We start from the raw sequence: 16,014 nt of genomic DNA, 5'->3' as shown, positions 1-16,014 counted from the left end.
TTACGAATAAATTATAAATTATAATAAAAACTATATAAATAAAACTTAAATTTAGCCCGTAAAATAATATATCGGACGGAATTATAGCGGAATTTCGATATAATCGCGCTAAAATTTTAAAGGCTTTTTATGAAAAGAATTCTTACTATCGCGGGTTCGGATAGCGGCGGCGGTGCCGGCATCCAAGCCGATATCAAGACGATTAGCGCGCATAAGATGTTTGCTATGAGCGCTATTACGGCGCTTACGGCGCAAAATTCGCGCGGCGTATTCGGCGTGTTGGACGTTTCGCCGCATTTTGTGGAGGCGCAGCTCGATGCGATTTTTAGCGACATCTTTCCGGACGCCGTTAAAATCGGAATGATCTCCAATGAGGGGGTTGCCGAAGCCATCGCAAAGAGCCTGGGCAAGCACGGCGCGAAAAACGTCGTTTTAGATCCCGTGATGGTCGCTACTAGCGGCGGAGTTTTGATGAAACAAAGCGCGCTGCATGCGCTAAAATATAAGCTCGCCCCCGCCGCGGAGATTATCACGCCCAACGTGCGCGAAGCAGAGGTTTTGGCGGAGATGAAAATTTTAAGCTTAGCCGATATGCGCGCTGCTGCAGTTAAAATTTCGCAGTTTTTCGGTGGCGCGATTTTGATTAAAGGCGGCGATCTGACGGGCGCGAGCGCGACTTGCATTGCGGCGGAAGCGGGCGCGGCGGATACGGCGCAAAATTTTAAAGTCTTATTGCGCGAGATGGGCGAAAATGGCGCACGCGAAAATTCTGCGAGCTCGACGAAGAGCGCGGATTTCGCGGAGGAAAATTTTACTAGCGAATGTGAAATTTTAACGGCGAGCACGGAGCCTTCTTTTGAACAAAATTTATCCGCAGCCTCCCTAGGCGCTGGTTTTAAACCGAGCGGCGAGGGAGGGGATTTGACAAATTTAGCGATCGATATTTTGTACGAAAACGGCAAATTTCATGAGTTTTCCGCATCCAAAGTAGCTACGAAAAACACCCACGGTACGGGCTGCACGCTCTCAAGCGCGATCGCGTGCGCGCTGGCGGCGGGGCTTAGCCTGCCCGCAGCCGTCGTCCATGCCAAGGGCTTCGTGCGCAGGGCGCTGGGCTGGGGTGAGCAGATCGGGCACGGATGCGGCGCAATAGATCATTATTTTACGGTCCAAGATCCCTTCGGCGCGGACTTTGACGGATCTTGCGCGAACGAAATCAAAATCGTCTCTCGAGACTAAAATTTCAAGCGCTCGTTGAAATCCCCGCATTCGTAAAATTCCAAAATTCCGCTGCTATTAAATTTAACCTAGCGGCACAAAATTATATACAAATGGTTCATTGCGGCTTGTTATAAATGATGAGATTACGTGGCTAAAAAGCGTGTTGCGGGAGTAGTGCGCTTAAAATTTTAGTTGATTTTCAGGCATCATAATCCGCGTAGAATTTTAAAGAATTTTTGAATTTTATTGTAGGGTTGCGTTGCAAGTTAGGGCTTTCCTTATTTGCCTTATGCTATAGCTTTGCTTCGTGGCATTGCTAAATTTGCGTTATTTCTCATAAGGCTTTATACGCGAAAAAAGAGTTAGAAATATAAAACTAGTCATGCACTCACTGCTCACGTTACCGCCTACCTTCACCCCTATAAGGTAGACGCATCATTGTATGCCGACCATAGCGCTATACTTGCCGCAGCATTGCGCCCCCGCTGCGAACTTAGCGATCTATGCCCGCCGTCTTATATTCGCAGGGCTTGCTAAAATTCCAAATTTTCTAGCAAAAGAGTTATAATGGCTAAAATTACGTAAATTTAGGAATTTAAAATGCGCTGCAAAAAAGGACTACTACTCTTAATCATCGCCTCAGGGATAATCTCTGCCGCAGATAACTGGATCGCATCGCTACTGCTGCCTAGCATCGCAGATACGTTTGGGATGCAGGTAAGCGCCGCCTCCACAGTTTTGACGGCATATCTGATCCCATACGGCTTACTTCAGCCGGTATACGGACATCTTAGCGATCGCTACGGCAGAGGTAAAATTTTAATTCTGCTAATGCTCTTTTTGGCGATATTTACGCTTCTTTGCTCCACCGCAAAAAGTCTAGCATGGCTTGTTTTATTTCGTTTTTGCACGGGATGCGCGGCGGCGGGTATAATCGCCGTCTGCCTCGGCGTTATAGGCGATGCATATGACGATAAGGATAGACAAAAAATCGTAGCGATATTTCTAGGCTCGGTATTTTTAGGGCAGGGACTGAGTGCGGCTTTAGGCGGGTGGGCGGTGGCTAGATTTTCTTGGAGGGAGATATTTTTAGCCTTTTCTGCGCTGTCTGCGGTATCTTTCGTATCACTATTTACGCTAAATTTCAAAGACGCTCCGAAAAGCAAAGGCGAGAGCTTCGTAAAATCCCTAGCTAGCTTGCGCGGCGATGCTGCGCTTTTGAGAAGCTATTTTTTGGCTTTATGTAACGGCGTAATCGTGCTTGGGGCGTACTCATTCATAGGCGCTTATCTACTTAAAAAGCTGGGCTTGAGCTCAAATTTTGCCGGAGCCTGCCTTATGCTTTACGGCGTCGCTTGCTTTTTGGCAGGAAACGCTGCCAGATATTTAAAAGAGAAGTTGCCGCCAAAAGAAATTCTATCCCTCGGCTTTTTGGCGTCCGCTTCGGCGCTGTGCCTTTTGGCGAGTTGCTTCGCTGCTACCGCATATGTAGGGACGTTTTTGCTGGGATTCGGCTATGTTTGCGCGCAGTCGGTCCTAGCAAGCGCAGCGCTTCGTTGCGGCTCCGCCAAAGGTCTATCCTCTGGGATCATAGGCACGGCAATATTTTTCGGAGGTGGTATCGGTACTGCCGTAGGTGGCAAGGCGCTTGAATATTTAAGCTACCAAGGGCTATTTTGCGGCTTTGCCGCGTTAGCCGCCGCGCTGCTGATTTTTTACCGTGCAAACTTTAAGGGCACGCGTGAAATTTAATGCTCCGCAACAATAGCAGAATTTAAAATTAAGTATACTTCGCTCTTCGCTGCCGAGATATTTCATAAAATTACGCTATTTCAGGGCGCCGCATTGGCATCGTCGTAAATATCGCGGTGCATTGCATCACGCTGCCGCTTTTTCAGCTTCCGTGGTATGAGTTTGTTTCGGAATTTTTCGGGCACGCGGTTTGGTTTTGGGCGATCGAAGTATTTCGTCGCGATCTACGAAATCGCGTAACGGGTGAGCCCGATCCCGCGGACCGCTCGAGTGCTTCGCTCTTCTAGCTAAATTTGGAATTCCGCCCCGTTTAGTGCGGAATTCCATCATTTTTTATAAACGCAGTAAAATCACGATAAATTTTTATGTTAGAATTACCATTAATAAAATTTCAAAAGGAGCGGCAATGAAATATAAAATTTTAGTTGCAACCTTTACAGCTGCTTTGGGCTTGCAGGGGGCGCTTGCGAGCGATTTTGACGAGCGGGCTTGCGCGGCGCTAAAAGGTGCAAAGATTTACGATACAAAGATCGGTGAAGCGATCTGGAATCAAAGCGGCGAAATCGGCGCCGATAAGATGTCTGCGCTAACCGGCGGAGCCAAAAAGACGCTAAAAGCCGCGCCGCACTGTATAATTCACGGCGAGATAGCCTCGCGCACGGGCTCGGACGGCAAGCATTACGGCATAAAATTTGAGCTGCGCTTGCCGGGCGACTGGAACGGCAAGCTGCTATTTCAGGGTGGAGGCGGCTTGGACGGCTTCGTCGCGCCGGCTCTTGGCGCCGTGCCTATCCGCACTAGCACCGCAACGCCCGCGCTTATGAGGGGCTATGCGGTAGTTGCGACCGATTCGGGACACCCTACGCCTACGCCCGAGTTCGGACTTGAGCAACAGGCGCGGTTGGATTATGCGTATCAGGCTATCGGCAAGGTCGCGAGCGTCTCTAAGCAGCTGGTTTTTTCGGCGTATAAAAAAGCGCCCGCGCACAGCTACTTTATGGGCTGCTCAAACGGCGGACGCTCGGCTCTGATGGCGGCGCAGAGGTATCCGCTCGAATTCGACGGCGTAATCGCGGCAAACCCGGGCTTTAGGCTTTCTCGCGCGGCGATAGCGGAGCAGTGGGACAATCAGCAATTAATGAAGATCGCGCCTAAAAATGCCGCGGGAGATAAAATTTTCGCAAACGCCCTTACGCAGGAGGATCTGGATAAGCTAAGCAGGGCGGTTTTAGATAAATGCGACGCGCTCGACGGCCTAAAAGACGGCATCATCGGCGCTTGGGAAAGTTGCGAGTTTGATCCTAGTGGCCTTGATCTGCCCAAAGATAAAATTTCTGCGATAAAGGCGATTTTTGAGGGCGCAAAAAACAGCAAAGGCGAGCAAATTTACAGCGGCTGGTTTTACGACGCGGGGGTAAATCAGCCCGGCTGGCGCATGTGGAAGCTTGGCGACTCGCAAAGCGCCGAGCCAAATGCTAGAAATATCGTGCTCTCAAAGGGCTCAATGAATTATTATTTCTTGACGCCGCCGCAACCGGAGTTTGATCTGATGAGCTTTGATTTTGATAAGGACGTAGAGCGAACGTCCGAGACCGCAGCGATAAACGATGCGATTTCGACTAAGCTTGATAGCTTCCGCGCTAACGGCGGTAAGCTCATCATCGTAACGGGCGTCTCTGATCCCGTGTTTTCGGCGATGGATCAGCGCGATTGGTTTAAAAAGCTAGCGGAAACGAACGCGAACGCGGATGAGTTTGCGCGATTTTTTGCCTTGCCTGGGATGAATCACTGCGGCGGCGGTAACGGCATCGATGACGTCGATCCGCTAAGCGCGCTTGAGGCGTGGCGCGAGCAGGGAACGGCTCCATCTAGCCTGCTAGGTAAAAGCACGAGTCGCGCCGGCAAGCAGATTCCGATTTGCGCGTATCCTAAAGTGGCTACCTACGTAGGCGGCGACGAAAATAACGCGAGTAGCTTTGAGTGCAGATAAAATTTATTTAAAGGAGTAAAGATGAGAGGTAAAATTTTAATCGCGGCCTTTGCGGCGGCGCTTTTGTGCGGCTGCGCGGCGCACGATGCAAAGATAGGCAAGGAGGCGGATAAGAGAAGCGAAAGCGCGGCTGCGGACTGTGGCACGAGCGAGGGCGTCTGCAAGGTGCCCGCCGTGCAGGGACCGATGGTAGGCGGCGGCATGGACGAGCACGGCTGCTTAGTCGCCGCAGGGCAGAGCTTTTCAAAGATCAAGAATGGCTGCGTGCAGGTTTTTGACGTCGCGGACGTGAGGCTGCACGACCCTGATAACGCCACGCTCGCGATCTACGGGATATTTTCCGCGGATAAAAGCAGGGTCGAAATTTTTTGGTCGAGCCTGCCTGAGAGCGTGATCTTGCGCGCAAAGGGAGGCGGTTATGTCTCGAAGGACGGCAAAATTTCGCTGCTAAAAAGCGGCAATAGCTATAAGATCCGCAGAAAATAGCGGGTGAAATTTTAAACCCGCCAAATTTCGCGCGCTGCGGAGAAATTTAATCCAAGCGCGCCAAGGTTTAGCCGATCTAGTAGAGCCTAAGGCTTAAATTTAGGGCAAATTAATACCGAGCCGATTCGGTTATTTGCGGTATCTGCCGCCGATAAAATTTAATCAAAGGAGCAAAAATGGCTATCATCAAAGTCGATCTACAAAAATCATATCCCAAACCCGGGCGCGACCACGCTCGTATCGGCCAAATACGGCGATGACGTCAATGCGATGGCGATAACGTGGGCACAGGCGCTTGATTATGACAAGGTTACCATCGTGCCGCACAACGGCTCGTACACGAGGACGCTCATCGAAAAGAGCGGGTATTTCGCCGTGCAGATCCCCACGGCCGCGCAGGCGGAGCTGGTTAGCGAGCTTGGCGCCGAAAACAACTCGCGCTTTGATAACGCGGACAAGATGAAAAACGTGGAAATTTTTTATCAAGATGACTCCCGCGTACCGCTGATCGCGGGCTGCGCGGCATGGCTCGTTTGTAAGCGTATCCCCGAGCCTCACAATGAGCAGAGCTATGATCTTTTCATCGGCGAGGTCGTCGCGGCGTATGCGGACGAGAGAGTCTTTGACGGCGGACACTGGCTGTTTGAAAAGGTTCCTGACGAGCTGAAAACGCTTCACTACGTCGCCGGCGGTCGGTACTATCTAGACGGCAAAGCGGTGGACACTAAGCGCACGCCCATAAGCGGCGAGTAAGCACCTCGCAAAATGCCGGCAAATTTGTAAATTTAAGACGAGCGCACGCGTGAATACGCGGCGAGCTTCGATAAAATTTCAAACTAAAGAATCTAAAAAGGATAAAAAGTGAAAAAATATATCGTCATCACGGGCGCGAGTTCGGGTATCGGAGCGGCTACGGCAAAGGCGTTTGCGAGGCGCGGAGAAAATTTGATCCTAATCGCGCGCAGAGCGGAGCTTCTGCAAAGCTTAAAGGACGAGATCGCGCAGATCGCGCCCAAATCGGACGTCGTTATTAAAATTTGCGACCTTGCGCGCAGCGAAAACGTCTTAGCGCTTTGGGACGAGCTAAAAAGCTACGAGCTAAAGGCGCTAATTAATAGCGCTGGCTTTGGGGATTTTGGCTTAGTGGGAGAGCAGGATTTACAAAAAACGGTAAGAATGATAGATCTAAACGTAACCGCGCTCGCGATACTTTCGAGCTTATTTGTGCGAGATTACAAACGCAAACAAACTCAGCTGATAAACATCTCCTCCGTGGGTGGCTATTTTCTGGCGCCCGGCGTCGTGCCGTATTGTGCTACAAAATTTTTCGTAAGTGCTTTCACTGAGGGTTTGCGCCACGAGCTGGCGCAGGATAAAGAGGCCAAAATGCAGGCTAAAATTCTAGCGCCCGCCGCGACTAAAAGCGAGTTTTGCGACGTAGCTTCGGGAAAGCGCGGATTTGATTATGATGCGGCGTTTTCGCAATACCACAGCAGCGAACAAACGGCAGAATTTTTGCTCACGCTTTACGATAGCGATGCATGCATCGGAGAGGTGGATTTGGCTAGCTTCGAATTTAAACTTAGCGAACCGAAATTTAATTATATAGCAGCCGCCAAATAGCGGATCGGGCGAGGCGCAAGCTCACTTATAGCTTGCGCTGTTAAGTTGCTTCTTTACGTGCGGGCAGGACTTGATTGGCTTCGTAGCGACAAGCTGCGCAGGCAGGCGCCTTTGAATTTTACGCATTTATAGATCGCACGATGAGCCGCGCCGTGTGGACGATATGCGGTATAAAATTTCGCGTAACGCACGCCTGAGCTAAATTTGACCCCAAAGCGCGTTAAAATTTAAAGAAATTTAAGGAGTGAAAATGGGAAAATCCGCCTTAGTGCTAGGCGCTACGGGCGTCGTATGTAGGGAATCGGTGCGCTAGCTTTGCGAGAGCCCGGGTTACGATGAGGTAGAAGTATGGACGCGCCGCGAGATAGGCTTTTGCCGTCCTAAGCTTCGCGCGCGGATCATTGATTTTGAGAGCATTTCGGATATCGCGCCGCATAAATTTGACGAAATTTTTTGCGCGTTTGGCGCGACGATGAAGCAGGCGGGTTCGCATGAAGCGTTTTTGCGCGTGGATGTGGACTACGTCTATGCAGCGGCAAAGTGGGGCAAAGCAGTGGGCGTGCAGCGCTTCGTGCTCGTATCAGCTCCGGGTGCGAGCGAAGGTTCGCCAAGCTTTTATCTGCGCGCCAAAGGGCAGATCGAGCGGCGCGTGAGCGAGCTCGGCTTTGACAGCCTCCAGATCGCTTCCGCCGCTAATCCTCGGCGAGAGATTCGACACTCGCCCGATAGAGCAGATCGCTGCGGCGTTTTTTAAACTGCTACCTGCTCGTTCGATAAATTTAGACTACTTGATGGCGCAAATAGTGTGCGCTGCGAGCGTGATTTTGGCTCAAAATCCTATAAAAATTCGCTCATTTTTTCTCTTTATTTTGTTTGATCTCCTCAAGACTTAGACCGCTTTTACCGATGCTGTCCATATCGAGTGTTTCGATCATCACGAGTATTGCGGCTGGGTCTTTGCCTAATACGCGTGCTAGCGTGTCCGTAATCTCGGCGATGATTTGCTTTTTTTGCTCTTTTGTAGGCTCCGGAGCGGCTACTTTTATATTTACGAATGGCATTTTCTCTCCTTAAATTTGATAAAGCAGGGCTAATTATATCAAATTTTAAACTGTTACCCGTCTCGCTTGTGTTCTAAAATTTAAGTAGATATATTAGAATTTAACTTTAAATTTGATTTAAAGCTAGTATGATTATTGTGTGACTTGGTAGTAGTAAAATTCAATAAATTTACCCAAAAGGAGCGAATATGCGTAAGAATTTTTTCGGTTCTATCGTTTTGGCTGCGGCCTTGGCAAGCGGCGCGTTTATAGCGGTGCCGCAGACGGCGAGTGCGGGCGTTTTGGCGCATCAGGTAAAAACCCAGGGCGAGCTTGGCTCGGTGTTTATCAACCCATACGACGTGGCGCCTCTGACTGCCGTCATCGATAGGGCGGGCAAGGACATCAAGGATATCCACGTGCGGGTGCTGGGCAAACCTAACGGCGGCATCGATATCGCCTATAACGTCTCCGAGCATGCGCTGCTGACGCACGACGGCGTGCCGATCTGGGGGCTGTATCCGGACTATCTAAACGAGGTCGAAGTAAGCTACGTTTTTAACGGCGAAAAGAAGGTCGAAAAGTATAAAATTTACGCTCAGCCGATCGTGACGTATAGCCGCGATTATAGATTTAGCCACATGCAAAAGATGAAGGTTAAAAAGGTCGATCCCGCGTTTAAAAACAGGCTCTACCTCATCAACAACACCATCACGAGCGTTTATAAGCCGCTTGATTGGAAAAACGGCGGCGCGGCTAGCTGGAATGATTTCACAGAAAATTTCGTCGTCGATACTCAGGGCGAGGTCAGATGGTATCTGGATTATCAGAAATTTTACGACCGCAGCGAGCGAAGAGTGATGGACGGCGGCATGATGATGGGCTTTCATCAGCTGCCAAACGGCGATCTTAGCTGGGGTATGGCGCAGCGATATATGCGCTACGATATGATGGGCAAAGAGGTGTATAACCGCGAGCTGCCGCGCGGCTACATCGACCTTAGCCACGAGGTGATGCCGCTTAAAGGCGATCACTTGCTGCTTCGCGTCGGTAAATATAACTACCATCATCCTGACGGCAGAATTTCGCATACGATCAGAGATCACATCATCGAAGTGGACGGCAGCGGCAAGGTCGTGGACGAGTGGGATCTGAATGAAATTTTCGGCAAAAACGTCTACCGCAGCAACCTCATCAAGGCTCTTGACGCTCGTGCCGTGTGCCTAAATATCGACATGGACGCCAAAGAGATCAAAATCAGCGACGATCTGCCATTCGGCGACGTGACCTCGACCGGCACGGGACGCAACTGGGCGCACGTAAACTCGATCTCGCACGATCCTAGCGACGACGGCATCATCCTCTCGCTTCGCCACCAAGGCATCGTTAAGATCGGCCGCGACAAAAAAGTAAAATGGATCCTCGCATCGCCCGAGGGCTGGAGCGCGGACTTTAAAGAAAAAGTGCTAGTGCCCGTGGATAAAAACGGTAACAAAATCAAATGCGAAAACTCAAAATGCGAGGGCGACTTCGACTGGTCGTGGACGCAGCACACCGCGTGGCTAACTCCGCGCTACGACAACAAGGGTAGCGTAAAGCACATCAGCGTATTTGACAACGGCGACGGCCGCGGCATGGAGCAGCCTGCGCTAAAAGAGGAAAAATACTCTCGCGCGGTCGAGTACAAGATCGACGAGAAAAAGGGCACCGTCGAGCAGACGTGGGAGTTTGGCAAGGAGCGCGGATTTGACTTTTACAGCGCGGTTACTAGCAACGTGGAGTGGCAAAAGGATAAAAGCACGTACTTCATCTCAAGCTCGAACGTCTATCTGCTAAAGCCCGATAAGACGATCAAAATGGTACTCGTAGAGATCGATCCGAAGAGCAACGACGTCAAATTTGAAATGGACGTGGAGTCTGCGTCAAGAGACGACGTAGCCTACCGCGCGCTGGTGATCGATCCGAATATCTTTGATTATTAAAATTTCGCGATAGGTTGAAATTTGGCTTTTAAATTCCAACCTGTCGCTTTGGTGCGGATAGAATTTTGCAAATTAAGTGCGAAATTTTAAATTTTTATATAAGATGAATTTTTTAGCAAAGGAGCTAAAATGGAATTTGTAACCTTAAACGACGGCAATAAGATGCCGATTTTAGGATTTGGCGTATTTCAGGTAGATCCGAAAGAGGCTCAAAGATGCGTCGAGGATGCGATCAGCATGGGTTACCGCAGCATCGATACGGCAAAGGCGTATTTTAATGAAGAAAGCGTAGGCGCAGCAATTAAGACGACTCTTGCAGGCGGGTTAAAGCGCGAGGAGCTGTTTATCACTACTAAGCTTTGGATCAGCGACGCAGGTGAGGAGCGCGCGCTAAAGGCATTCGATGCGTCGATGAAAAAGCTAGGGCTTGACTACCTCGACCTTTATCTCATTCATCAGCCATATGGCGATATTTACGGCGCTTGGCGAGCGATGAGTAGGATTAAAAAAGAGGGCCGCATCCGCTCTATCGGCGTTAGCAATTTCTACGCTGATCGTGTAGTGGATCTTTGCGAAAACAGCGGCGTCATCCCTGCGGTAAATCAGCTTGAGTGCCATCCATTTTATCAGCGTGAAACGTTAAAGCGCACGCTTGATGGCTACGGCATAGTGTTTGAATCGTGGGCTAGCTTCGCCGAGGGTAAAAACGATATATTTAAAAACGCCGTGCTAAGCAGTATCGGTGAAAAATACGGCAAAAGCTCAGCTCAGGTTATTTTGCGCTGGTTAATTCAGCGCGGCATCATCGTCATTCCAAAAAGCGTAAAAATAGAGCGAATGAGGCAAAATTTCGACATTTTTGATTTTACGCTTGCGCCTGATGATATGGCTGCCATTGCTGCGCTGGATACAGGCAAGACGCTATTTTTTGATCATAGAGACGCCGAGCGCGTAAAGTGGATAATACATGCTTTTGGTAAGTAAAATTTATTAAAGTAAAGCGATTGCATGCTGTAGAATTAAGCCGCGAGCGTGCAATCCTTGCTATTAAATTTGAGCTTGAGCGAGATCAGAAATAGAGCTTGTAGCGATAAATTAGCCTGCTCGCTCAAGCGGCGTGATGGCGTAGCCTGCTATTTTATATATTTTCTGTGGGAAGCCGCCTTGCCTTTGTCCGCTTTAATCTCAAATTTACCCTTTATTTTATACAATCTTTGAAATTTACCGCAAAGGAATTTTATGAAAATCACTAAAATTTTTAAAGCTTTAGCCGCCGTTTGCCTGCTCGGCATCGGTGCAAACGCGCTAGAGGAGGGCGTTAATTATCAAGTGCTGCAAAAACCGCTAAACGTGCCTAAAAACAGCGTCGTTAAAATTTTTAACTACGAGTGCCCGCACTGCTATGCGTTCGACAGGACGGTTACGCCGCAGCTAATGAAAAAGCTTGAGGGGACGGAGTTTTTGCCGTGGCATCTAAAGACCAAGGGCGTGTTCGGACAGACGGCGAGCGGTATATTCGCAGCGCTCATCGTGATTGATGAAAAGGACGATGTGAGCCTGCTAAGCGATGAGTCGAAATTTAAAAAGGCGAAATTCGCGATTTATAAAGCGATCCACGACAAAAAGGACGATTTTGGCGGCGGTAGCGATAAGCAAAGGTTTATCAAAACCGCGCTGGATGCCGCCGGCGTGAGCATGAGCGAATACGAAGCGGCGCTTGCTAGCAAAAAGGCGCAGGCTCTGCTTACGCAGTGGGACGCGGGCTACGAGGTCGCGGTGATTTCAGGCGTGCCAGCGTTCGTCGTGAGCGGCAAGTATCTCTTAAACACCTCCTCGTTCGGTTCCGTCGATGAAATGGTCGCCGCGGTAAAAGAGCTGCTGGCGAAATAGGCTTCGCCGCGCCAAAGCAAATTTTGTTTTATGCACCGCGTTAAATTTGGCCGCGGGGCTTCCAGTAAATTTTATCGCTAAGCCGCGCGGCACGATAACGACTAAATTTTACGTTTTCAAGGCACGGGTTTCGGCGAGTAAAATTTGAGCTAAAATTTAAAAATTTGACTTTAAAATTTGAACGTAAAAAGTCAAGGCGAAGTATCGCGAGATGGATTTAAGGGTTGCGACGTAAAAATTTAGCGTGGGCTGGACAAGGTAGTCCGCCGAGCTAAATTTTTACTAGCTCCGTTAAAGACGCTCGCGAGCCAAGCTGCCAAATTTAAACTATTCGCCGCTTAGCATTATGTATCCGCTCTCGCTAATGTTTTTAAATTTAACCCCCAGCTCCCGCTTCAGCCTCAGCACGACGTTTTGTATCGCGCCCTTGCTCGTTTGCTCGCCCTCATAGACGAACTCCTCGATCATCTCGTAGCTCACGAGCTTGTTTAGATTGTACGCAAAGAGCCAAAAGAGCTTGTTTTGCAAAAATGATAGATAGATCTCCTCGCCGTTCTTGTAGATCTTTTCTTTGGCGAGATTTATGCTCGTTTGCGGGCCCAGACGCACGAGTTTTTCGTCCTTTTCGTAGGTCAGAGCCGCGAGTAGGCGACAAAGCGCGGCGATATCGACGGGCTTTTTTAGAAACGACGCCGCGCCGTGCTCGATGCTTTTAATGAGGTTGTCGTCGGTGTCGTAGGAGGTAAAGACGATAAATTTTTGCGCGGGTTTGATGCGCATCATCTCCTTCATCATCTCAAAGCCGTTCATCGCGGGCATGTGGATGTCGGTGATGACGACGGCTGGGGCTAGCTTTTTAAAGCGCTCCAGCCCATCCAGCCCGTCTGCCGCGCCCCATACGCTTAGGCAGTAGGGCTTTAGCCCGCCTATTAGCAGCTCCCTTGCGATCTCGTCGTCCTCGACGATGAGGACGCTCAGGTCTTTAAGCAGTTTTAAATGCTCTTGCATCTCACTCCTTTAAATTTATCTCAAAGCTTAGCTCAAACGTCGTCGGATCGCCCGCGCTTAGCAGCCTGATGTCGCCTGCGAGCTTTTCGTTTGCTAGCTTTTTGCCAAAATACAGCCCGATGCCGCTTCCTTGCTTTTTGGTAGTTTTTGGCTGGGTCAAAATTTTATCCCGAAGCTCCTTGCTCACGCCGCTGCCGTAGTCTGTGACGGATATTTTGCAAGTGCCGTTTTCAAATTTGACGTCCAAAAAAACTTGCCGCTTGGCGATCTCGTCTTTGTATCGCTCCACGACCGCGTCCTTGGCGTTGTGAATGAGGATGAGTAAAATTTGCTGCACGATGCCCATGCGCTGTGTGGCCTCTTCGTCTTTAAACTCGCGCAAGCTTACCGCGACGTTTGCCTTGCTAAGCTCGGTGTGCATGAGCTTTAGTAGGTCTTTTATGCAGCGCTGTACGCTAAATTTTTGCGGGCTGTCGCTGCTTTTATAAAAATTTCTAAAAATCTCGATCGTGTCGCTTAAAAGCACGGTCGCGGCTTGGCCTTTTTGCAGCATATGCTCTAGCGTCGCGGCGTCTAGCTTGCCGTCTTTTTGCAGCATGAGCAGGCTTGAGATCATCAAATTTAGCGAATTTACGGGCTGGATAAACTGATGATTTATGCCGCTGATTAGCTCGCCCGCCTCGCTCATACGGGCTTTATGCTTAAGTAGGGCTTCGTAGTCGTCTTGCAGGTTTTTGATTTTTGAGTACATAAAGTTATGCAAGAAATTTGCCACGAGCGCCAGCGCCGCGAACGCAAAAAGAAGGATGAGGGCGTTTTTTAGCACGGAGCTAAGCAGCGCGGCGAGCTCTTTTTCGTTATCCGTTCCTGCGCCGATGAACCAGTTTAGCGTGGGGATCTCGGCGACGGAGATGAAATTTGAGCCGATATTTAGGTTTGTGATATCCTCGCCCCGCAGGAAAAGCTCTTTAAATTTATCCTCGATCTGCTTTTTTAGCGCCGCATCCTTCATCGGCGTTAAAATTTCGCCGCCGTGCGTGACGATGAAGGCGTAAGAATCTGGCGCTAGCTTAAATTTCTCCATATTTTTTAGTATGTTTTGCAGCTTCACTACGCCGCAAAACACCCCCGCAAACGAGCCGCCGTCCAGCACGGGCACGCATAAATTTAGCGTCGGCTCGCCTAGAGTTTTATGGCGCTGCATAAAATTTACCGTGGGCGCTAGCGTGTTTTTGGTCTCCTCAAACCAAACAAGCCCGGTGCGAAGGCTCTTTGGCATCGCTTCATCATCGCCTAGCTCCTTGCCGTCTACGAAAATTTCTCCGTCCTCGCGCAAAAACTGCAATGCGTCGAATTCCGCGGAGTTTTCTTTAAAAAGCCGTATGAAGCCGCCGAGCTTTTCGTCGTCTCGTATTGCGTCTGCGTTTTGCATAAATTTAGCCGCGCGCACCAGGGAGTGCAGCCGCTCGTCTAGCCAAAACGAGAAATTCCCCACCATATTTTCGCTAGCGGCGATCTTGTTTTTATCCGCGAGCGTCGTGATCTGCGCCTTGGCGTCCTCATAGTTTTTCACGCCCAAAAGCACCACGAAAAGGCTTGCGAAAATGATGATGAAGTAAATTTTAAAATTATGTTCGTGTAAGGCTTTCATGCGCCCAGTATAGCAAAATCGGTCTAAATTTAGACCGATTTAAGCTTTTTTGATAGTTAAAATTTTGCAAATAAACATCGCGGCAAGCACGACGAAGCATACGCTAAAGCCTATCAGCGTGCAGTCCGCCATCGACATAAATTTGCTTGATGGGATCAGATACCAGCCGTCCTCATAAAGATCGACTAAATACTTCTGAAAGCCGTCTAGCGTGACGCCCTCCGGCACTAGCGGATTATCGTAGCCGCAGTCGCCCGTAGGCAAAAACCAATCGGGCGCCCACCGCTCAAGCGGCAGGCCGAACGGATAGTGCGGCTCGGTCGAGCAGCCCTGCACGCCGAACGGATCGTCTCCGTGCACGGCGTCGTGGATCTTGGCGAGCTTGACGCTATACATTATGCCCTGGATCGCGCCCCAAAAGGCTAGCAGATATCCGAGTGCGGCCAGGAGCAAATTTTTAGGATTTATGATCGCGACCAGGCCTCCTAGCGCCATGCACAAAAAGGCAAAGCGGATATAGACGCACTGCTCGCAAGGCGGCATATAGACGTAGTTTTGAAACAGCGAGTGCGCGAGGATAACAAGCCCTACGCTCACTGCTACGAGGATCGCCCACGGCAGACGGCTGTCTGCGAATTTTGCTATTTTTTCCGCAAATTTCATGCCGCGCCCTATTTTTTGAGCAGCTCTTCTACTAGCTGCGCCATGCCGTCGATAGAGCTGATGGACTTCGTCATGATGAGGTATTTGCCGTTTACGACGAATGCCGGCACGCCTTGGATCTTGGCTACGTCGTAGCTCTCGTCCCATTTTTTAAGCAGTTCGGCGACTTTCGGATCTTCCAGCTTTTTTTGATAGTCCGCTTCGCTGATACCCGCCGCGTCAAGCCCCGTCTTTAAAAACGCAGCCTCGTCCTTGCTGTCGCTCCAGCGCTGCTTTTGATCGTGATAGGCTTTGTAGTAGGCAAATTTAGCCTTTTTAAACAGCGAGTTTTCATCTAGCAGGCTTACGCCTTTTTCCTCGTCCATCACGGCTAAGACAGCAAAAATTTTACTCGCTGCCTCGCCGTATTCGCCCTTGGTTTTTAGATGAAACGGCACGTATTTTAGCCCCGCGACCTTTTCTACGACCTTCGGCGTTACGGTTTTGTCGTATTTGTAGCAAAACGGGCATGCGTAGCTAAAGACCTTAATTAGCGTGTTTTGCTCGACTGGTAGCGGCTTTTGCAGCTTTACGTAGTCCTCGCCCTCGGTAAATGCGGACGCGCTAAGGGCGCCAAACATCGCTACGGCTAAAAAGCCTTTGCTAAATTTAGAAAGTAGGTTCATGGAATGCTCCTTAAAATGATTTTGTTTGCGTTAATTTTATATC

At 49.7% G+C, this 16,014-nt stretch carries 16 protein-coding genes; 11 read left to right on the top strand and 5 right to left on the bottom strand.

Going from position 1 to position 16,014, the window contains the following annotated elements:
* Positions 1-129: 129 nt before the first annotated feature.
* The 8 genes from thiD (at position 130) to Q0274_RS09015 (ending at position 7,826) form a co-directional block, all read left to right on the top strand.
* Positions 130-1,239 carry a bifunctional hydroxymethylpyrimidine kinase/phosphomethylpyrimidine kinase gene (gene thiD, locus Q0274_RS09050; RefSeq protein ID WP_298029086.1) on the top strand — a complete coding sequence of 370 codons (1,110 nt, stop codon included), beginning with the start codon at positions 130-132 and terminating at the stop codon, positions 1,237-1,239.
* Positions 1,240-1,821: 582 nt separating this feature from the next.
* Positions 1,822-2,973 carry an MFS transporter gene (locus Q0274_RS09045; protein ID WP_298029085.1) on the top strand — a complete coding sequence of 384 codons (1,152 nt, stop codon included), beginning with the start codon at positions 1,822-1,824 and terminating at the stop codon, positions 2,971-2,973.
* Between the two features lie 116 nt (positions 2,974-3,089).
* Positions 3,090-3,260 carry a hypothetical protein gene (locus Q0274_RS09040; RefSeq protein ID WP_298029083.1) on the top strand — a complete coding sequence of 57 codons (171 nt, stop codon included), beginning with the start codon at positions 3,090-3,092 and terminating at the stop codon, positions 3,258-3,260.
* A gap of 119 nt (positions 3,261-3,379) precedes the next feature.
* On the top strand, positions 3,380-4,963 hold the full coding sequence (locus Q0274_RS09035; protein WP_298029081.1) for a tannase/feruloyl esterase family alpha/beta hydrolase: 1,584 nt from the start codon (positions 3,380-3,382) through the stop codon (positions 4,961-4,963).
* Between the two features lie 21 nt (positions 4,964-4,984).
* Positions 4,985-5,449 (top strand): hypothetical protein, encoded by a 465-nt coding sequence (locus Q0274_RS09030; RefSeq protein WP_298029079.1) that lies wholly within the window; start codon positions 4,985-4,987, stop codon positions 5,447-5,449.
* A gap of 270 nt (positions 5,450-5,719) precedes the next feature.
* Positions 5,720-6,202, top strand: coding sequence for a flavin reductase family protein (locus Q0274_RS09025; protein ID WP_298029077.1), 483 nt, complete (start codon positions 5,720-5,722; stop codon positions 6,200-6,202).
* A gap of 108 nt (positions 6,203-6,310) precedes the next feature.
* A complete protein-coding gene (locus tag Q0274_RS09020) occupies positions 6,311-7,072 on the top strand; it encodes an SDR family oxidoreductase (protein WP_298029075.1) in 762 nt (253 codons plus the stop codon).
* A gap of 472 nt (positions 7,073-7,544) precedes the next feature.
* Positions 7,545-7,826 carry a hypothetical protein gene (locus Q0274_RS09015; protein ID WP_298029073.1) on the top strand — a complete coding sequence of 94 codons (282 nt, stop codon included), beginning with the start codon at positions 7,545-7,547 and terminating at the stop codon, positions 7,824-7,826.
* A gap of 97 nt (positions 7,827-7,923) precedes the next feature.
* Here the strand turns inward: Q0274_RS09015 and Q0274_RS09010 are convergent, their stop codons facing one another.
* Positions 7,924-8,133 carry a 4-oxalocrotonate tautomerase family protein gene (locus Q0274_RS09010; protein ID WP_298029071.1) on the bottom strand — a complete coding sequence of 70 codons (210 nt, stop codon included), beginning with the start codon at positions 8,131-8,133 and terminating at the stop codon, positions 7,924-7,926.
* A 188-nt stretch (positions 8,134-8,321) separates the two neighbouring features.
* Here Q0274_RS09010 and Q0274_RS09005 point away from each other — a divergent pair, with 188 nt between their 5' ends.
* From Q0274_RS09005 to Q0274_RS08995, 3 genes are all read left to right on the top strand, one after another.
* Positions 8,322-10,094, top strand: coding sequence for an aryl-sulfate sulfotransferase (locus Q0274_RS09005; RefSeq protein WP_298029070.1), 1,773 nt, complete (start codon positions 8,322-8,324; stop codon positions 10,092-10,094).
* Positions 10,095-10,223: 129 nt separating this feature from the next.
* A complete protein-coding gene (locus tag Q0274_RS09000) occupies positions 10,224-11,078 on the top strand; it encodes an aldo/keto reductase (RefSeq protein WP_298029068.1) in 855 nt (284 codons plus the stop codon).
* Between the two features lie 255 nt (positions 11,079-11,333).
* Complete coding sequence (locus Q0274_RS08995; protein ID WP_298029066.1) at positions 11,334-11,984, top strand: thiol:disulfide interchange protein DsbA/DsbL; 651 nt, start codon at positions 11,334-11,336, stop codon at positions 11,982-11,984.
* Between the two features lie 327 nt (positions 11,985-12,311).
* On the opposite strand, the gene Q0274_RS08990 is transcribed toward Q0274_RS08995, so the two are convergent.
* The 4 genes from Q0274_RS08990 to Q0274_RS08975 are packed head-to-tail and all read right to left on the bottom strand — an operon-like array spanning position 12,312 to position 15,971.
* Entirely contained in the window at positions 12,312-12,992 is a 681-nt protein-coding gene (locus tag Q0274_RS08990; RefSeq protein WP_298029064.1) for a response regulator, read from the bottom strand.
* A 1-nt stretch (position 12,993) separates the two neighbouring features.
* Complete coding sequence (locus tag Q0274_RS08985; RefSeq protein ID WP_298029062.1) at positions 12,994-14,643, bottom strand: sensor histidine kinase; 1,650 nt, start codon at positions 14,641-14,643, stop codon at positions 12,994-12,996.
* Positions 14,644-14,682: 39 nt separating this feature from the next.
* Positions 14,683-15,306, bottom strand: coding sequence for a protein-disulfide oxidoreductase DsbI (gene dsbI / locus Q0274_RS08980; protein ID WP_298029060.1), 624 nt, complete (start codon positions 15,304-15,306; stop codon positions 14,683-14,685).
* 8 nt (positions 15,307-15,314) lie between these two features.
* Complete coding sequence (locus Q0274_RS08975; RefSeq protein ID WP_298029058.1) at positions 15,315-15,971, bottom strand: thiol:disulfide interchange protein DsbA/DsbL; 657 nt, start codon at positions 15,969-15,971, stop codon at positions 15,315-15,317.
* Positions 15,972-16,014: the final 43 nt, after the last annotated feature.

This window comes from uncultured Campylobacter sp. (assembly GCF_937973075.1).
GTDB lineage: Bacteria > Campylobacterota > Campylobacteria > Campylobacterales > Campylobacteraceae > Campylobacter_B.
Note: the sequence above shows the minus strand (reverse complement) of the source record. Positions and strands in the feature narration are given on the sequence as shown.